The sequence below is a fragment of the Streptomyces murinus genome, from assembly GCF_002154555.1.
Classification (GTDB): Bacteria; Actinomycetota; Actinomycetes; order Streptomycetales; family Streptomycetaceae; genus Streptomyces; species Streptomyces murinus.
In genome coordinates this window covers 1-15,671 of sequence record NZ_MUNF01000154.1, presented here as the reverse complement: position 1 = coordinate 15,671, position 15,671 = coordinate 1, and the positions used below count along the sequence as shown (strand labels likewise).

Genomic DNA, 15,671 nt, shown 5'->3' with positions numbered 1-15,671 from the left:
CGCGTGGCCGCGCCGGCGCGGGAAGACCCCCATGAACTCGTGCAGCACCGGGGGCACCAGGACGTCCGGGCCCAGATAGCGGGCCGCCAGCTCGGGGATCGCGCGCAGCGCGGCGACGTCCTGGATCACCTGCCCGCCCTGGGGATAGGCGATCGAGACGCAGCGGACGCCCGCCCGGACCGCGAGGACGGCCTCCAGGACGCTGACGGCCAGGCTGATGGACGGCGGCACCAGTACGGCGGTCAGGGTCCCGAACAGCTCCCGGTCGACCACCACCCCCAGCTCCGCCAGCTCACCGCAGCGCCGGTCGACCTCCTCCCACGCCGCCAGCGAATCGGCCAGCGGAACCGCCTTGGAATAGGGCAGGTTGTAGGAGATGCCGCCGCCCTCGAACGAGGTGATACCGGACGCCACGGCCGTCTCGAACAGCAGCCGGGCGTCGGGCGAGCCGTGCCGCACCTCCAGGGGCGCGGCCACCGCCTCGTTGAGCTCCCGGCCACGCCGCCAGCCATGGGTCACCAGCGGATATCCGTTGAGGTCCTTGGGATCGTCCAGCAACGCCCGCCGGGCCTGCCCGAACCGCAGCAGCCGGGTGTGCGAGTCGATGGTGAGGGTGAGGACATCGGGCGCCGCCCGCTCCTCCAGCGTCATCAGCAGCCGCTTCATCTCCTCGTGCCCGCCCACCCCGCAGCGCGGCTGGACGGCGACCCGCCCGGATTCGTGCGCCTGTCGCAGCACCTGTGCCACGGTCGGCTTGCCCAGCTCCTCGATGTACGCCGCGGACTCCCGCAGCGGGGGCGGCACGGGTGCTCCGCCCGGCGGCAGGGTCCGCTTCACGCGGCACCCAGACCGTCGCCCCGGGCCCGGCCGGCCGCACGGGCACGCTCGGCGCGCAGTTCGTCCAGGACGGCCGGCAGCAGCGAGGGATCGGTGACGATACGGTCCACGCCGAGCGCCAGCAGCCGCTCGGTCGCGGCCGCGTCCTTCGCGCTGCCGACCGACAGATTGCCGCCGAGGACCACCGGGCAGGGCACGGCTCCCGAGGCCCGCGCGGCGGGCAGCTCCCTGAGGTCCTCGTAGGCGTGCCCGTTCATGCTGCCGATGAGCACCGCCTCCGCCTCGGGATGCTCCCGGCACGCGGCGGCGAACTCCGCGACCGGGGTGCATGTCCCGAGGTTGACCACGTCGAAGCCCTGGGCCCGCAGGCCATGGGCGATCAGCTGGTTGGCCACGGCATGGCTGTCACTCGCGGCCACGCCGAGGACGACCAGCCTGCGTCCGGATCCCGCGTCGGCGCGGTGCCTCCGGTGGGCGGGACCTGTCACGGCTGCTCCTTCCATGAAGACGGCTCAGGGGGTACGACGTGTCACTTCGGCGGTACGACGACGGGGGCCGGACCCCTCAGATGAGCTGGCCCGTGCACGCGTCGTCCAGGTAGGCCTGCTTGGCCGCGTCGTCGCGGGCGGACTGGAGGAAGCGCGACCAGCCGCGGCGCTCGTGCGAGGTGGCGTCCAGCTCCACGACCTCCTGGGTGGCGCGCAGGGTGCCCGGCGCGGCCTGGTAGGGGCCGTAACCCGAGGCGTCACGGGCGAAGATCGCCTGGCACATCTCGTTCTTGTTGCGCCACACGCACACGATCATGAAGTACTTGTCGTCGCACCGGTGGTTGAGGACGAAGCCCATCTCGCCCCGGAACTCCAGCCGCCCCGCGGCCGCCTCCGCCCGCAGGAAGGCACGCGCCTCCTCGGTGACCCCGGGCGTGGCCTCCTGCTCCGGGGTGCGGATGTCGTACCACTTCAGCAGGGCGCCCGGCAGGCTCAGGTGCTCGCCGGGGTGGATGCGCTTCTCGGCGTGCTGCCAGTCGGCGGGGTAGTCGGCCACCTCGGCCAGGTTCAGCACGGACGCCGTCTCTACGGACATCGTTTCAACTCCTCGGTAAGGGACTGCGGTTGTGTGTCAAGGGGAAAGAGTCAGCGGCCGCCGGTGGGCACCGGCGCCGCGTAGAGCCCGGTGCGCTCCAGCTCGCGCAGCCGCCGGTAGTCGGCCTCGATCTGCGCGGGGTCCGGCGCGCTGAGGTAGACGTAGCCGGGGGAGCTGTTCAGGTCCACGGTGGGGCGGACCGGCGAGCCCTCCGGCGCGGTCAGCACCAGCTCCACGAAGGAGCGCAGCGCACGCACCGGGGCCAGCCGCGCGGCGTCCGGCGCGACGCCGTCGACCTGGCTGATCAGCGACACATAGCGCAGCGGGGTGCCGATCCGGTAGCGCGGCAGGGTGCCGGCGGCCAGCTCGCCGGGCCGGGCGATCACCCGGGCGAGCAGGTCGATCTGATTGGTGCCCAGGCAGCGGGAGACCACCTCCGGGGTGTGCGCGCCGCCGGGCCGCGCCCCGCACTCCACGAGCACCGGCCCCTCGGCGGTCAGCATGACCTCGGTGTGCGCCGACCCGTTGCGGATCTCCAGCGCGTCCAGGACGGCCAGCGCGTAGGCGGCGACCCGGCGCACCCCCGGGTCGTCGGCCGGTACGGGCTCCTCGTAGTCGTACATCGGCACGGTCCCGGCGATCAGCGCCTTGTGATAGCGCCAGACCTCGACGACATGGTGCGCGCCGTCGCGGCTGACGGTGTTCACGAAGTACTCCTCGCCGCGCAGATACCGCTGGGCGAGCACCGTCGTATTGCGGGTGCCGTAGTGGTCGGTGGCCGCGACGACGGCCGCGAACGCCGTGGCCACCTGCTGCTCGTCGTGGCAGAAGTGGACCTGGTCGGTGCCGGCGCTGGCCCGCGGTTTGAGCACCACGGGCCACTCGCCCCGCCGCCGTACCCACTCCCGCAGTTCGGGCAGCGAGCCGGTGACGAGCGAGTCCGCCGTGGCCAGGCCCGCCGCCGCGACGGCCCGGGCCATCGCGTACTTGTCGCGGCGGGCGGTGGGCACGGACATGCCGTTGCCCGGGGTCCCGAGCGCGGCCGACAGGGCGTCGGCCAGCAGCACCCCGGACTCGGTGCCCGCGACGACGAAGTCCACCCCGAGCCCGCGCAGCGCCGCGGCGGTGGCCGACAGGTCGCCCGTGTGCACGACATCCGCGCCCGCCTCGCTCCGGTCGTGGGCGAAGCTGGCGGACGGGGTGTCGGAGCGTACGACGACGCAGCCCAGGCCCTCGCGGCGCAGCGCGCCCGGGAGATGGGCGCCGATGCCGTCGGCGTCGACCACGGCGACCGTGCGGGGCCCGGTCATCCCCGGCCCACCAGCGGGATGCCGTCGGCCGCGTCCGCGAGCAGCGCCTCGTCGGGGCGGTCGTCGGCCAGCGTGCCCGCGAAGTACCGGTCGTAGGCGGCGAGATCGAAGTGGCCGTGGCCGGACAGACCGAACAGGATGGTCTTGGCCGTGCCCTCCTCGCGGCAGCGCAGGGCCTCGTCCATGGCGACCCGGATGGCGTGCGTGGACTCCGGGGCGGGCACGATGCCCTCGGTACGGGCGAACCGCACGCCCGCCTCGAAGCAGTCGGTCTGGGGCACCGCCCGCGCCTCCATCAGCGCGTCCTCCACACAGCGGCTGACCAGCGGGCCGATGCCATGGGCGCGCAGCCCCCCGGCGTGCACGGCCGGGGGCACGAAGCCATGGCCCAGGGTGTGCATCCGGAACAGCGGGCCGAGCCGGCCGGTGTCCGCGTAGTCGTAGGCGATGGTGCCCTGGGTGAGGGTCGGGCAGGCGGCCGGCTCCACGGCGATGACACGCACGTCCCGGCCGCCGCGCAGCCGCTCGCCGAGGAACGGGAAGGAGAGACCGGCCAGATTGCTGCCGCCGCCGGAGCAGCCCACGACGATGTCGGGGTAGTCCTCGGCCAGCTCCATCTGCCGGATCGCCTCCTGGCCGATCACGGTCTGGTGCAGCAGCACATGGTTGGCCGCGCTGCCGAGCACATAGCCGAGGTCCGGGTCCTGGGCGAACGCCTCCAGCGCCTCCGAGGTGGCGATGCCGAGGCTGCCGGGGCAGTCCGGGTCGTCGGCCAGGATCTTGCGCCCGACCTCCGTCTCGGTGCTCGGGCTCGGTGTGCACCGGGCGCCGTAGGTCTCCATCAGGGCCCGGCGGTACGGCTTCTGCTCGAAGCTCACCTTGACCATGTAGACCTTGGCCGTCATCCCGAAGAAGGACGCGGCCAGCGCGGTGGCGCTGCCCCACTGCCCGGCACCGGTCTCGGTGACCAGACCGGTCTTCCCGGCCAGCTTGTTGTAATACGCCTGCGGGATCGCGGTGTTGGGCTTGTGGCTGCCGGTCGGCGCGCCGCCCTCGTACTTGTAGTAGATGCGCGCCGGCGTGCCCAGCGCGCGCTCCAGGCGGCGGGCGCGGAAGAGCGGGGAGGGCCGCCACAGCGCGTACAACTCCCGTACGGTGTCCGGGATCTCGATCTCGCGCTCGGTGCTCAGCTCCTGCTCGATGAGCGGCTCCGGCATCGTGTGCGCCATCTCCGCGCGCGTCAGCGGCTGATGGGTCTTCGGGTTGAGCGCGGGCGCCAGCGGGGCCCCGGGCAGATCCGCGGCCAGGTTGTACCAGGTCGTCGGAGCATCGTTCTCGCCGAGCGAGAAGCGCGTCCTGTCCATGCTGAAGGTCCTTTTCAGAGCGCCGCACCGGCCGCCTCGGCGGCCAGCGATCCGGGAGTGGTGGTGTGCGAACCGGCGAACAGCCTGGGGTGCGCCGCTTTGATCCCCTGGTAGACGAGGTCGTAGGGAACGTCGTCGAACTCGCCGTGGACGTGCAGGAATTCCATGTGCCGGCGGTTCTGCTCGTCGTAGGGGTGGTACATGCTGTCGGCGCGCCCGTCGAACTCCAGCGGCCTGATGCCGTACAGCTTGCACAGCATCTTGTTGAACACCGGGGTGGCCTTGGTCCAGCGGCCGTCCAGCCGCACCACGGCCAGGCTGTGGAAGCGGAAGATGTCACCGCCGACCAGTTCGCGCAGCCGCGGGGAGGCGAGGTGGTTGCGGACGTCGCCGTAGTAGACCCGGCTGGGCACGCCCACCGCGCGCACGGCCGCCGCGTACAGCGCGGACTTGTGCACACAGAAGCCGAAGCCGTGGCCGAGGACGCCGCTCGCGCTGAGCCCGGTGCGGGTCAGGTCGGCGCCGTAGACCTCGTACGGGATCGCGTCGCGGACCGCGTAGTACAGCGCGACCGCGTTGCGCCGGGCCCGGTCCGGGTCGGGGTCGGCGCCCTCGCCGGTGAAGACGTCCGCGGCGGGCAGCACCTCGGCGACGAACGCCCGGACCGCCGCGGAGGTGTGGTCGAGGAACTCGGTCGCCGCCAAAGTCGGTTCCTGGCTCACTGCCATGTCCGCCCCTTCTTCCCGGTCGTGGTGAGGGGACGGTCGAGCCCCATGAGTACGGCGAGACGCTCGCGCTGGATCTCCGAGGTGCCGGAGTAGATCGTGCCGCCCACGGCGTCCCGCAGCTCCTTCTCCAGGCCGTACTCGGTCGTGTAGCCGTAGCCGCCGAAGATCTGCACCGCGGCCAGCGCCGAACGGACGTTGGCCTCGCTGACGATCAGCTTGGTGGTGGCGATGTCGGCGGCCACGTCCTCGCGGTTCTGGGCCCGGCGCGCGGTGTCGTGGAGCCACTTGCGGGCGGTCTCCACATCGATGCGCAGATCCACGAGCTTGTGCGAGACGGCCTGGTGGGAGCCGATGTGGACGCCGAACTGCGTTCTGCTGCGGGCGTGTTCGACGCAGCGCTCCAGCCGTCTGCGCAGCTCGCCGGTGGTGACGGCGAAACCGCACAGGATCTCCCACTGCATCACGTGGTCGAAGACGAGGAACCCCGCGCCGACCCCGCCGATCACATGGTCGCGGGGCACCCGGACGTCCTCCAGGAACACCTCCGCGAGCGGTGACGTCCGCAGTCCGAGCTTGCCCACCGGCTGCCCGACGCTCACGCCCGGGCTGTCCCGGCGCACCAGGAAGGCCGTCAGGCCCCCGATGTCACCGGGCTCGCCGGTGCGGGCGTACACCACGATCAAGTCGGCGAGCGGCCCGTTGCTGACGAACGCCTTGCTGCCGTTGAGCACGAAGGCGTCGCCGTCCCGGGCGGCGCTCGTCCGCATGGCGGTCATGTCGGAGCCGCCGCCGGGCTCGGTGATGGCGTGCGCGCCGATCGTGGCCCCCGCGCAAATACCGGGCAGATAGCGGGACTTGAGTGCCGCCGAGCCGAACCGGTGCAGCGGGACGCCGGTGCTCACCAGATGGGTGGTGGCGGAGAAGGTCAGCCCGGTGTCGTGGCAGGCGTACCCCAGTTCCTCCAGGACGGCGACCGTGGTCACCAGGTCCTGGCCGAGGCCGCCCCACTCGGTGCCGAACGGCAGCCCGAACAGGCCGACGTCGCACAGCCGTTTCCAGCCCTCCGTGTCGAACTCGCCGGCCGCGTCCCGCTCGATGTGGCCCTGCCCGGCGGTCCGGGCCACCTCGCGGATGGCGCGCAGCAGTTCGCGCTGCTCGTCGCTGTCGGGCATCTCAGTAGTGGGAGAAGCCGTCGGCGCCGAGGTCATGCCGTTCGTCGCCGCGCAGCGGCGGGTTGAAGACGCTGATCAGCACCATGTCGCCGGCCGGGTCGGCGATCAGGAAGTGGGCGTCGTGCCGGTCGAGCGCGTAGAGCATGCCTGGCCTGATGTCCTCGCCCACGCTGCCGTCGGCGGTCTCCACCCGGCCGGAGCCCGAGACGCAGTAGCAGGCCTCCAGATGGCGGCTGTACTCCAGCTTCGACTTGGTGCCCGCCCGCACGACGGTGTGGCAGACGGTGAACCCCATCCGGTCGTTCTCCACGACCATGCGGTAGCTGAGGCCGTTGCCCCACTCGACCGGCTCGATGGCTCTCTTGTCACGAATGAACATGTCGCGAACCCCCGTTCGTCTCGGATCAGTTGGCTGGGAGGGATGACGTGCCGAGGGGCCGGCGGTGCCGGTCGATCAGCTCCACGATCGCCGCCACCGAACGGAAGTCGTCCGGGGTGACGTCGAGTTCGTCGAAGGGAACGTCGTAGTGGTTGCCGAGCCAGGCGATGAGCCGCAGCAACTGAAGGCTGGACACCACCCCGTTGCGCAGCAGGTCGTAGGAGTCCGCCAGCTCCTCGGGGGGAGTACCGGGCAGGTACTCGTCCACGATGTGCCGGGTGATCTCTTGGTTCAGGCTCATGTCACGTGCTCCTGGAGACGGCGACGGTCCACCTTTCCGGTCGGCCCCACGGGCAGCGGACCGGCCATGAGATGGAAGCGGCTGGGAATCGCCACCCGGTTCAGCCGGGCGGCGCAGAGGGTGCGCAGCTGGAGTCCGGTCACCTCGGCCCCGCTGGTGCGCACGAAGGCGTGCAGGGCCACCCCGGCGTCCGGATCGGGGAGGGCGACGACCGCCGCCTCGGCGACCTCGGGCCGGTCGGTGAGGACCCGCTCGACCTCCTCCACGTTGACGCGGACACCGCGCACCTTGACCTGGAAGTCGGTCCGGCCGACCAGCCGGATCCGGCCGTCCGCGCCGCGCTCGACGAGGTCGCCGGTGCGGTACCAGATACGGCCCTCGCGCTCCCGGAACCGGTCCGGGGTCGCGGCTTCGGCCAGATACCCGGGTGTCTGGAACGGCGTGCAGACGAGGAGTTCGCCGCTGCCGGGCCCGGTGACCTCGTGCTCCCCGTCGAGTACGGCGATCCGGGCGCCCCGCACCGGCTCGCCCAGCGGCAGCACCTCGCCGTCCGCCGCCTCGGCGCCGTCGAAGCCGTGGACCATGCTGTCGTTGGTCTCGGTGCAGCCGTAGACGTTGTGCAGCCGGGCGTGCGGGAACAGCTCGGGCAGCTGCCGGCGGACCTGCCGTGGCACATGGTCGCCGGTCAGCAGCACATGCCGGACGGCGTCCCCGCGCAGCCGGGCACCGGCCTCGGCGAGCAGCCGGAACAGCAGCGGCACCCCCTGGACGACATGCGGCCGGCCGAGGCGCACCCAGCGGGCCAGATACGCGGGTTCGGCGGCCCGCGCCGGGTCCACCAGGAGCACCCGGCCGCCGTGGCGCAGGGTGGCCCAGATGTCCAGCAGGCACAGGTCGAAGTTGAGCGGCGCGTAGTTGAGGACCCGGCTGCCCGCGTCCAGGCCGAGGAACTCGCCCGCCCACGCGGTGAAGGCGTCGAGCGCCCCGGCGGTCAGCGGGACGAGCTTGGGCACCCCGGTGGAACCGGAGGTGGTCAGGACGAGACGGGTTCCCTCGGGCACCGCCGGGGCGCTGTCCGCGCCGCCCGGCAGGGTCGTCCAGGCGAGCCGGTCCCCGTCCACGGTGGCCAGCGCCTGCGCTCCGGCGCGCCGGACCAGCGTGGCGGTGGTGTCCTCGCCGAGGTCGGGGGAGAGCAGCAGCAGCGGGCGGCCGGCTGACAGACAGGCCAGGATCAGGGCGATCGAGGCGGGCGTCTTGGCGGCGACCAGCGCGAGCGGACGGTGACCGCACGGCCCGCGGCCCCCGGCGAACAGGGCGTCGAGCGTCCGCCCGGTGCGTTCGGCCAGCGCGGCCAGTTCCCCGTAGCTGACGTCCGCGTCCTCACCGGGCATTCTGGCCAGGGCCACCGCGGCCGGGCGCAGCCGTGCGGCGGCGAGGATATCGCTCGCGAGTGTTCCCGACACAGGTCCCCCGGTCCGTTGGATGGCGATGCGGTGACGGTCGGATTCGGCCATCGGTCACCGTCGCCGAGGAGTCTGCGTCGCCGTCCCGCGTCCCGTCTTCGGTCCGGCGGCGGGGCCGCACCTGTACTCCGGGTCGGGTCGCCGCGGCCATGAGCTGGACCTGGATCCGAAGACGCCGCACCGGCGGGCGCGCAGACTCGGTCGGGTGCGTCGAGGTGGCAAAGATATTGCCGAGTGACCGCCCTCACGGCCGGAGAATCTTCCGCCAAAGGCCCTTCGGATGCGTAACCTTGCTGCGCCGAACCGCTTGTGAAGGACGGAGAAGTCGCATGCCCCCTATGGCCCCCGGTGCGCTCTCGGCGGCGGGTGACCGCCGTGGACCGCTGCTCGTCGGCATCGTCAACATCACGGAGGACTCGTTCTCCGACGGCGGCCGCTACCTGGACGCCGAGGCGGCACTGCGGCAGGCGCTGCGGCTGCGGGCGGAGGGGGCGGACATCATCGAACTCGGGCCCGCCGCGAGCAATCCGGACTCCGCGCGGGTGCCGGCCGAGCAGGAGTGCGCGCGCCTCGCGCCGGTCCTGGACCGGCTGGCCGCCGAGGACATCCCGTGCTCGGTCGACTCGTTCCTGCCCGAGACCCAGGGCTTCGCGCTCGCCCGCGGGGCCGCCTACCTGAACGACATCCAGGGCTTCCCGCACCCGGAGCACTATGGGGAGCTGGCGGCGGCGCGCTGCGGGCTCGTGGTCATGCACTCGGTGCAGCGCCTCGGGCCCGCCACCCGGGTGCCGACCGACCCGGCCGAAGTGTGGGACGGGATACTGGAGTTCTTCGCCGAGCGCCTGGCCGCCCTGCGGGACGCGGGGATCGACCGGGACCGGCTCGTCGTGGACCCCGGGCTCGGCTATTTCCTCGGCAGCAACCCCGAGACGTCCTTCGCCGTGCTCGGCGCAGTCCGGTCGCTGAAGGAGGAGTTCGGGCTGCCGGTCATGATCTCCGCCTCGCGCAAGTCCTTCCTGCGCTCCGTGACCGGCCGCGCGATCGCCGAGAGCGGGCCCGCGACACTGGCCGCCGAGATCCACGCGGCCCTCGACGGCGCGGACTACATCCGCACCCATGACGTCGGCGCCCTGCACGACGCCCTGACCGTCCTGCGGGCGGTCACCGAACAGGCCACGGTGCTGTCCGGGCGATGAGCATCCAGGGGCAGGTCCAGGTGACGCGCACACTCCTCATCGACAACTACGACTCCTTCACCTACAACCTCCATCAGCTGCTGACGGAGGTGAACGGCCGGGAGCCGCTGGTCGTCCGCAACGACGCCGACTGGTCCGCGCTCGATCCGCGGGACTTCGACAACGTCGTGATCTCCCCGGGCCCCGGCAGGCCCGAACGGCACGAGGACTTCGGCATCGGCTCCCGGGCGATCCTGGAGTGGGACCTGCCGGTCCTCGGGGTGTGCCTGGGCCACCAGGGCATCTGCCAACTGCTGGGCGGCGAGGTGCGGCACGCGCCCGAGCCACGGCACGGCCGCCTCTCCCTGGTCACCCACACCGGCCGCGACCTCTTCGCCGGACTGCCCTCGCCGTTCGGCGTGGTGCGCTACCACTCGCTCGCCGTCACCGCCCTGCCCGGGGAACTGGAGGCGCTGGCCCGGTCGGAGGACGGCGTCCTGATGGGGGTGCGCCATCGCACCAGGCCGCTGTGGGGGGTCCAGTTCCATCCGGAGTCCGTCAGCACGCAGTACGGCCATGAGCTGCTCGCCAACTTCCGCGACCTCACGCACGCATGGCACCGCCGCGCGCTCGGCCCGGCTCCGGACGACGCACCGGTGCCGGACGACGCCCCGCCGTACCGGCTGCATGTGCGCCGTCTGCCCTGGACGCCGGACCCGGAGGCCGCCTACGAGGAGGTCTTCGCCGCCGCCCGGCACAGCTTCTGGCTGGACAGCGGCAGCGCACCGCGGCAGGGGCGCTTCTCCGTCATGGGTGACGGCGCCGGTCCGCTCGGTGAGTACGCCACCTACCGGGCCGCGGAACAGGTCGTCCGGGTGGAGCCGGGCGGACGGCGGATCCGGGGCACCTTCCTGGAATACCTGGACACGGAACTGGGCGCCCGCCGCGTCGACGGCGGCACCGACCTGCCCTTCGGATTCCGGCTCGGATACGTCGGCTACCTCGGCTACGAACTCAAGTCGGACGCAGGCGCGTTGACCACCCACGTCGCCGAAACCCCCGACGCGGCCCTGGTCTTCGCCGACCGGGCGCTGGTGATCGACCACGCCGAGCACACCTGCTTTCTGCTGCGGCTCAGCCGGCACCAGGACGACCCGGAGGTCACCGCCTGGCTGGAGACGGTGGGCGAGCGTCTGCGCGTACTGCCACGAACGCCCTCGCTCTCCCCAGGGGTTGATGCGGCGGACGCCGTCCCGGTACCGGTCGAACTGCGCCACAGCAGGGACGCCTACCTCCGCATGGTCGGGGAGTGTCTGGAGGAGCTGCGGCAGGGGGAGTCGTACGAGATCTGCCTGTCCAACACGGCGGTCGCCGAGACCGGCATCGACCCGCTGACCACCTACCGCGCCCTCAGACGCGTCAGCCCGGTCCCCTACGGGGCGCTGCTCGACTTCCCGGGCGTGGCCGTGCTCAGCGCCTCACCGGAGCAGTTCCTGGCCGTCGCCCCCGACGGAGCCGTCACCTCGAAGCCGATCAAGGGCACCAGAGCGCGCGGTGCCACCGAGGCGGAGGACAGGCGGCTGCGGGACTCCCTGACCGGCAGTGAGAAGGACCGGGCCGAGAACCTGATGATCGTGGACCTCGTCCGCAACGACCTGGGCATCGTCTGCCGTCCCGGCTCGGTCCACGTACCGGTGCTGTGCGGCGTGGAGACCTTCCCGCAGGTCCACCATCTCGTCTCCACCGTCCGCGGCACCCTGCGCGAGGGACGCTCGACGGTCGACTGCGTACGGGCGGCCTTTCCGCCCGGCTCCATGACCGGCGCGCCCAAACTGCGCACCATGGAGATCATCGACCGCCTCGAACAGGGCCCGCGCGGCGTGTACGCGGGGGCGATCGGCTGGTTCTCCCTCGGCGGCGGCTGCGAACTCAGCGTCGTCAACCGCACCATCGTGTCCACACCCGGATCCGTCCGCTACGGCGTCGGCGGTGCCGTCGTCGCCCTGTCCGACCCGGTGGAGGAGTTCACCGAGACCATGGTGAAGGCCCGCGCGATGGCGACGGCGCTCACCCTGAGCCGCCCGGAACCGCGCCGCGTCCTCACCCCGATGTGCCGGAAGTAGCCGGCGAGCGGAACCACGCGGTGCCGGCCCGCGCCGGAAGCGGGCGGCGCGACGGTCGGTGGCGGTGTCCCCGTACGGCGAGCAGTGAAGGAGCCTCTCGGATGAAGAGCCCAGCGGCCGACCGGGACACCGGTCTGCTCTCCCCGGTACGGGCCGGAACACCCGTCGAGCGGGCGGTCAGCGACCAGGCCTGGCTCCAGGCCATGCTGGACACCGAGGCCGCGCTGGCCCGCGCGCAGGTCCGGCTCGGGGCGGTGCCCGAGCAGGCCGCGGCGGTCATCACCGCCGCGGCCAGGGCGGAGAGCGTCAACCCCCGGGACATCGCGGTCCGCGCCCGGGGGAGCGCCGACACCGTCGCCGAGCTGATCGGGGCGTTCACCCGGGTCGTCGCCAAACTGGACCCGGACGCGGCGCCGTACGTGCATCGCGGGGCGACGAGCCAGGACATCCTCGCCACCGCGGCGATGCTGGTGTGCGGGCGCGCCCTGCCGCTGGTACGGCGGGACCTGCAACGGGTACGGACCGCCCTGCCCGGCGGCCGGGGGTGGGCGCTCGACGGACAGCGGGCGGTGGCGGAGGCGGACGGACGGCTCGCGCTGCTGGCGGGGGACGCGCTGACCGTCGTACTGCACGGCGCGGACAGCGCCCTGATCGCGGCCTTCGCCGCGGAGACCGGACTGGCGGCCACGGCTGCCGGAGCGCACACCGAACCCGCGGGCTCCCTCCCCGAAGTCGGACAAGCCCTGACCCGCACGGTCCGCGCCCTGGCCGAACTGGCCACCGCCGTCGACGCGTTCGCGGAGGCGGGGACCGGCTCCGCCGTGGCCCACTGCCACGCGCGGACACGCGGACCCGTGGAGCTGATCCACGGCGCCGCGCTCCAAGTCCCCGCGCTCTGCGCCGTCCTGGAGCCACCACCGTCCGGGCCGGGCGCCCGGTACGCCGTATGGCAGCCGCTCCGCGAGGCGATCCGGCTGACCGGCGGGGCGGCCCATACGGCGGCCCGGCTCACCGAGGACCTGGACGCGGCGCCCCGGACCGCCACCCCGGCGCGGGCCTCCACCCTGTGATCATCCCCGCTCCCGCAGCAGGTCGCCGATCGCGGAGATCCCGGCGGTGACGGCACGCTCCCCGACATTGCCGAAACCGAGCACGAGCCGGGGCGGCGCGGTCGCCCGCGAGGTACGGCAGGTGCTCATCCCGTACAGGCCGACCGAGCGGGCGCGGGCGGCGGCCACGAGACCCCGTTCGTCCGCCGTCTCCCGCAGATGGGCGACCGCATGGAAGCCGGCGGCGAGTCCGGTCACGGCGACGCCCGGGGCATGCTCCGCGAGCGCGGCCAGCAGGGCGGTGCGCCGGGCCGCGTAGGTGCCGCGCATCCGCCGCAGATGCCGGTCGAAGCGGCCCGACTCGATCAGCCTGGCGAGGGCGAGCTGATCGAGGACCGGCGAGCCGCGGTCGCTGATGTGCTTGACCGACACCAGGGCGTCCGCGAGGGCCGGCGGGCACAGCAGCCAGCCGATCCGCAGCGCCGGTGCCAGGGACTTGCTGACGGTGCTTATCGAGACGACCCGGTCCGCGGCGAGCCCCTGGAGGGCGCCGACCGGCTCCCGGTCGTAGCGGAACTCGGCGTCGTAGTCGTCCTCGATGACCACCGCGTCGTGTGCGGCAGCCCACGCGATCAAGGCCAGCCGTCGCTCGGGTCCGAGCACCACCCCGGTCGGCCACTGGTGCGCCGGAGTGACGACGACCGCCCGCGCGCCGGTCGCCGTCAACGCGCCCACGTCTATGCCCTGTTCGTCCACCGGCACGGGCACCGCCTCCAGGCCCGCCGCGGCCGCCGCCGCCCGGACGGAGGCGGGCGAACCGGGATCCTCGTAGGCGACGCGGCGCACCCCGCCGCGGGCGAGGGCGGCCAGGGTCAGGGACAGGCCCTGGGCGTACCCCGAGCAGATGACGATGTGCTCGGGGTCGGCCGCCGCCGCGCGTACCCGGCGCGCGTACCCGGCGACCACCTCGCGCAGCACCGCGCTGCCCCGGGGATCGCCGTAGTCCAACTCGGCCACCGGCATCCGGCGCGCCGCCTCCCGCACCGCCCACAGCCAGTCCGGCATCGGAAACGCCCCCAAGTCAGGTACGCCCCACCGGAAATCGGCCAGCAGCGGCGGCCGCCCCGCGGGCCGTCGCGGCACCGGCGGCGCGGCCGGCGGGCACGCACCGGCGGCCACCCGGGTGCCCGAGCCCACCCGCGCCACCAGATAGCCCTCGGCCAGCAGTTGGGCGTACGCGTCCTGGACCAGCCCCCTCGACAGGCCGAGCGCGCCCGCGAGTTCACGCGAGGGCGGCAGCCGCTCGCCCACCCGCAGCCGACCGGTGCGGATCGCCTCGCGCACCTGGCGTTCCAGCTGGGACCGCAGCGGCTCGTCGCGGTCACGGTCGATCGCGAAGAGCAGGTCCGACGACGCATTGGACCACTGGGAAGACATGGAATTGGAGCTTACCGGTGAGCTGATCGCTCCCTAGGGTGCGACCATGACCACCACTGATCCACGGAATTCCCCGTCGCCCACGACCGGGCCCAAGGACCGGCCCCCGCTGGTGTCGCGTCCGCTGCTGCTCCGCTTCGTCAGCGTGTTCGGCGCCTCGGCGAGCTTCTATCTGCTGCTGTCGGTCGTCCCGCTCTACGCCAAGCACTCCGGGGCCGGCGGCAACGGCGCCGGAGCGACCACGGGCGCCCTGATGCTGGCCACGGTCGCCGGCGAGATCGTGGCACCCCGCTTCATCGAACGCTTCGGCCACCGGGTCACCCTGGGCGCGGGCCTGCTGCTGATGGGCGTGCCGTCGCTGGTGCTGACGATGTTCTCCGGCGTCGCCTGGATCACGGTGGTCTGCCTGCTGCGTGGCGCGGGCTTCGCCCTGACCGTCGTCGCGGGCGGGGCGCTCACCGCCTCCTTCATACCCTCCGAACGCCGGGGCGAGGGGCTGGCGTTGGTCGGCATCGTCTCGGGCGTGCCGTCGCTGCTGGGGCTGCCGCTCGGCGTCTGGCTGGTCTCCGAGGTGGGGTACGCGCCGGTCGGCGTGGCCGCCGGGGTGTGCGCGCTGGCCCCGATCCTGTCCATACCCGGGCTGCCGGAGAAGGAGTACATCGCCGGGCGGCGGATCGGCATCATGGACGGCATCCGGGATCGCGCGATAGCCCGGCCCGCGGTCCTCTTCGCGGTCACGGCGCTGGCCGCCGGGATCGTGGTGACCTTCCTGCCGCTCGCCGTGCCCTCGGCGTCCACGGGGCTGGTGGCCGTGGCCCTGTTCGTGCAGCCCGCCGGAGCGGCCGTGGCCCGCCTGGTGGCCGGCCGCCTGGGCGACCGCAAGGGCTCCTCCCGGCTGGTCTTCCCGGGACTCGTGGTGTCCGCCGCCGGCATGTTCATCACCGCGTACACCAGCAGTGCCGTCGCGGTCGTCGTCGGCGTCGCCGTCTTCGGCATCGGCTTCGGCATCGCCCAGAACTCCACGATCACCCTGATGTACTCCCGCGTCCCGGCCTCCGGTTACGGCACCGTGAGCGCCCTGTGGAACATCGCCTACGACGCCGGAATGGGCATCGGCGCCGTCTGCTTCGGCGTCCTCGCCCAACAGGTCGGCTACCCCTGGGGCTTCGTCTGCACCGCCGCTCTCATCGTCCTCGCACTCCCTTCGGCATGGCGGGACAGGCCGGGGGCGCGGGAGTACATCAGGGTGA

14 protein-coding genes and 1 pseudogene are annotated in these 15,671 nt (G+C 72.9%); 4 read left to right on the top strand and 11 right to left on the bottom strand.

Annotated features, from left to right (window positions below; all coding sequences use genetic code 11):
* The 10 genes and pseudogenes from CCN72_RS11815 to CCN72_RS11770 form a co-directional block, all read right to left on the bottom strand.
* Positions 1-837, bottom strand: a pseudogene (locus tag CCN72_RS11815) (methylaspartate mutase); the annotation flags it as partial.
* Complete coding sequence (locus CCN72_RS11810) at positions 834-1,325, bottom strand: cobalamin-dependent protein (RefSeq protein WP_244174196.1); 492 nt, start codon at positions 1,323-1,325, stop codon at positions 834-836. The pseudogene CCN72_RS11815 and the gene CCN72_RS11810, both read right to left, overlap by 4 nt.
* A 76-nt stretch (positions 1,326-1,401) precedes the next feature.
* Positions 1,402-1,920: a hypothetical protein gene (locus CCN72_RS11805; protein WP_086807483.1), complete on the bottom strand. Its 519-nt coding sequence runs from the start codon at positions 1,918-1,920 to the stop codon at positions 1,402-1,404.
* A gap of 50 nt (positions 1,921-1,970) precedes the next feature.
* Complete coding sequence (locus CCN72_RS11800; RefSeq protein ID WP_086807482.1) at positions 1,971-3,230, bottom strand: ATP-grasp domain-containing protein; 1,260 nt, start codon at positions 3,228-3,230, stop codon at positions 1,971-1,973.
* The gene (locus tag CCN72_RS11795) at positions 3,227-4,594 is read right to left on the bottom strand and encodes a TrpB-like pyridoxal phosphate-dependent enzyme (RefSeq protein WP_086807481.1); all 1,368 of its coding nucleotides are present in this window, start codon (positions 4,592-4,594) and stop codon (positions 3,227-3,229) included. The genes CCN72_RS11800 and CCN72_RS11795 overlap by 4 nt, the downstream gene beginning before the upstream one ends.
* A 14-nt stretch (positions 4,595-4,608) precedes the next feature.
* Positions 4,609-5,322: a transglutaminase-like domain-containing protein gene (locus CCN72_RS11790; RefSeq protein WP_086807480.1), complete on the bottom strand. Its 714-nt coding sequence runs from the start codon at positions 5,320-5,322 to the stop codon at positions 4,609-4,611.
* Positions 5,313-6,494, bottom strand: coding sequence for an acyl-CoA dehydrogenase family protein (locus tag CCN72_RS11785; RefSeq protein WP_086807479.1), 1,182 nt, complete (start codon positions 6,492-6,494; stop codon positions 5,313-5,315). Before CCN72_RS11785 ends, CCN72_RS11790 begins: the two co-directional genes overlap by 10 nt.
* Before the next feature lies 1 nt (position 6,495).
* Positions 6,496-6,873 carry an ectoine synthase gene (locus tag CCN72_RS11780; protein ID WP_086807478.1) on the bottom strand — a complete coding sequence of 126 codons (378 nt, stop codon included), beginning with the start codon at positions 6,871-6,873 and terminating at the stop codon, positions 6,496-6,498.
* A 25-nt stretch (positions 6,874-6,898) separates the two neighbouring features.
* A complete protein-coding gene (locus CCN72_RS11775; protein WP_086807477.1) occupies positions 6,899-7,174 on the bottom strand; it encodes an acyl carrier protein in 276 nt (91 codons plus the stop codon).
* A complete protein-coding gene (locus CCN72_RS11770; RefSeq protein ID WP_158101342.1) occupies positions 7,171-8,637 on the bottom strand; it encodes an AMP-binding protein in 1,467 nt (488 codons plus the stop codon). The genes CCN72_RS11775 and CCN72_RS11770 overlap by 4 nt, the downstream gene beginning before the upstream one ends.
* A 338-nt stretch (positions 8,638-8,975) precedes the next feature.
* Here CCN72_RS11770 and folP point away from each other — a divergent pair, with 338 nt between their 5' ends.
* From folP to CCN72_RS11755, 3 genes are all read left to right on the top strand, one after another.
* Positions 8,976-9,833, top strand: coding sequence for a dihydropteroate synthase (folP, locus tag CCN72_RS11765; RefSeq protein ID WP_086807475.1), 858 nt, complete (start codon positions 8,976-8,978; stop codon positions 9,831-9,833).
* On the top strand, positions 9,830-11,935 hold the full coding sequence (pabB, locus tag CCN72_RS11760; protein WP_086807474.1) for an aminodeoxychorismate synthase component I: 2,106 nt from the start codon (positions 9,830-9,832) through the stop codon (positions 11,933-11,935). The genes folP and pabB overlap by 4 nt, the downstream gene beginning before the upstream one ends.
* A 101-nt stretch (positions 11,936-12,036) precedes the next feature.
* Positions 12,037-13,005 carry a lyase family protein gene (locus CCN72_RS11755; RefSeq protein ID WP_086807473.1) on the top strand — a complete coding sequence of 323 codons (969 nt, stop codon included), beginning with the start codon at positions 12,037-12,039 and terminating at the stop codon, positions 13,003-13,005.
* On the opposite strand, the gene pdxR is transcribed toward CCN72_RS11755, so the two are convergent.
* On the bottom strand, positions 13,006-14,421 hold the full coding sequence (gene pdxR / locus CCN72_RS11750) for a MocR-like pyridoxine biosynthesis transcription factor PdxR (protein WP_086807472.1): 1,416 nt from the start codon (positions 14,419-14,421) through the stop codon (positions 13,006-13,008).
* Positions 14,422-14,467: 46 nt separating this feature from the next.
* Here pdxR and CCN72_RS11745 point away from each other — a divergent pair.
* On the top strand, positions 14,468-15,671 hold a 1,204-nt coding region (locus CCN72_RS11745), incomplete at its 3' end, for an MFS transporter (RefSeq protein ID WP_107430092.1).

What these genes read in the sequence shown, in the direction of transcription:
- CCN72_RS11805 (WP_086807483.1), bottom strand. Translation starts at nt 1,920, where the DNA reads ATGTCCGTAGAGACGGCGTCCGTGCTGAACCTGGCCGAGGTGGCCGAC.
- CCN72_RS11800 (WP_086807482.1), bottom strand. Translation starts at nt 3,230, where the DNA reads ATGACCGGGCCCCGCACGGTCGCCGTGGTCGACGCCGACGGCATCGGC.
- CCN72_RS11795 (WP_086807481.1), bottom strand. Translation starts at nt 4,594, where the DNA reads ATGGACAGGACGCGCTTCTCGCTCGGCGAGAACGATGCTCCGACGACC.
- CCN72_RS11790 (WP_086807480.1), bottom strand. Translation starts at nt 5,322, where the DNA reads ATGGCAGTGAGCCAGGAACCGACTTTGGCGGCGACCGAGTTCCTCGAC.
- CCN72_RS11785 (WP_086807479.1), bottom strand. Translation starts at nt 6,494, where the DNA reads ATGCCCGACAGCGACGAGCAGCGCGAACTGCTGCGCGCCATCCGCGAG.
- CCN72_RS11780 (WP_086807478.1), bottom strand. Translation starts at nt 6,873, where the DNA reads ATGTTCATTCGTGACAAGAGAGCCATCGAGCCGGTCGAGTGGGGCAAC.
- CCN72_RS11775 (WP_086807477.1), bottom strand. Translation starts at nt 7,174, where the DNA reads ATGAGCCTGAACCAAGAGATCACCCGGCACATCGTGGACGAGTACCTG.
- folP (WP_086807475.1), top strand. Translation starts at nt 8,976, where the DNA reads ATGGCCCCCGGTGCGCTCTCGGCGGCGGGTGACCGCCGTGGACCGCTG.
- pabB (WP_086807474.1), top strand. Translation starts at nt 9,830, where the DNA reads ATGAGCATCCAGGGGCAGGTCCAGGTGACGCGCACACTCCTCATCGAC.
- CCN72_RS11755 (WP_086807473.1), top strand. Translation starts at nt 12,037, where the DNA reads ATGAAGAGCCCAGCGGCCGACCGGGACACCGGTCTGCTCTCCCCGGTA.
- pdxR (WP_086807472.1), bottom strand. Translation starts at nt 14,421, where the DNA reads ATGTCTTCCCAGTGGTCCAATGCGTCGTCGGACCTGCTCTTCGCGATC.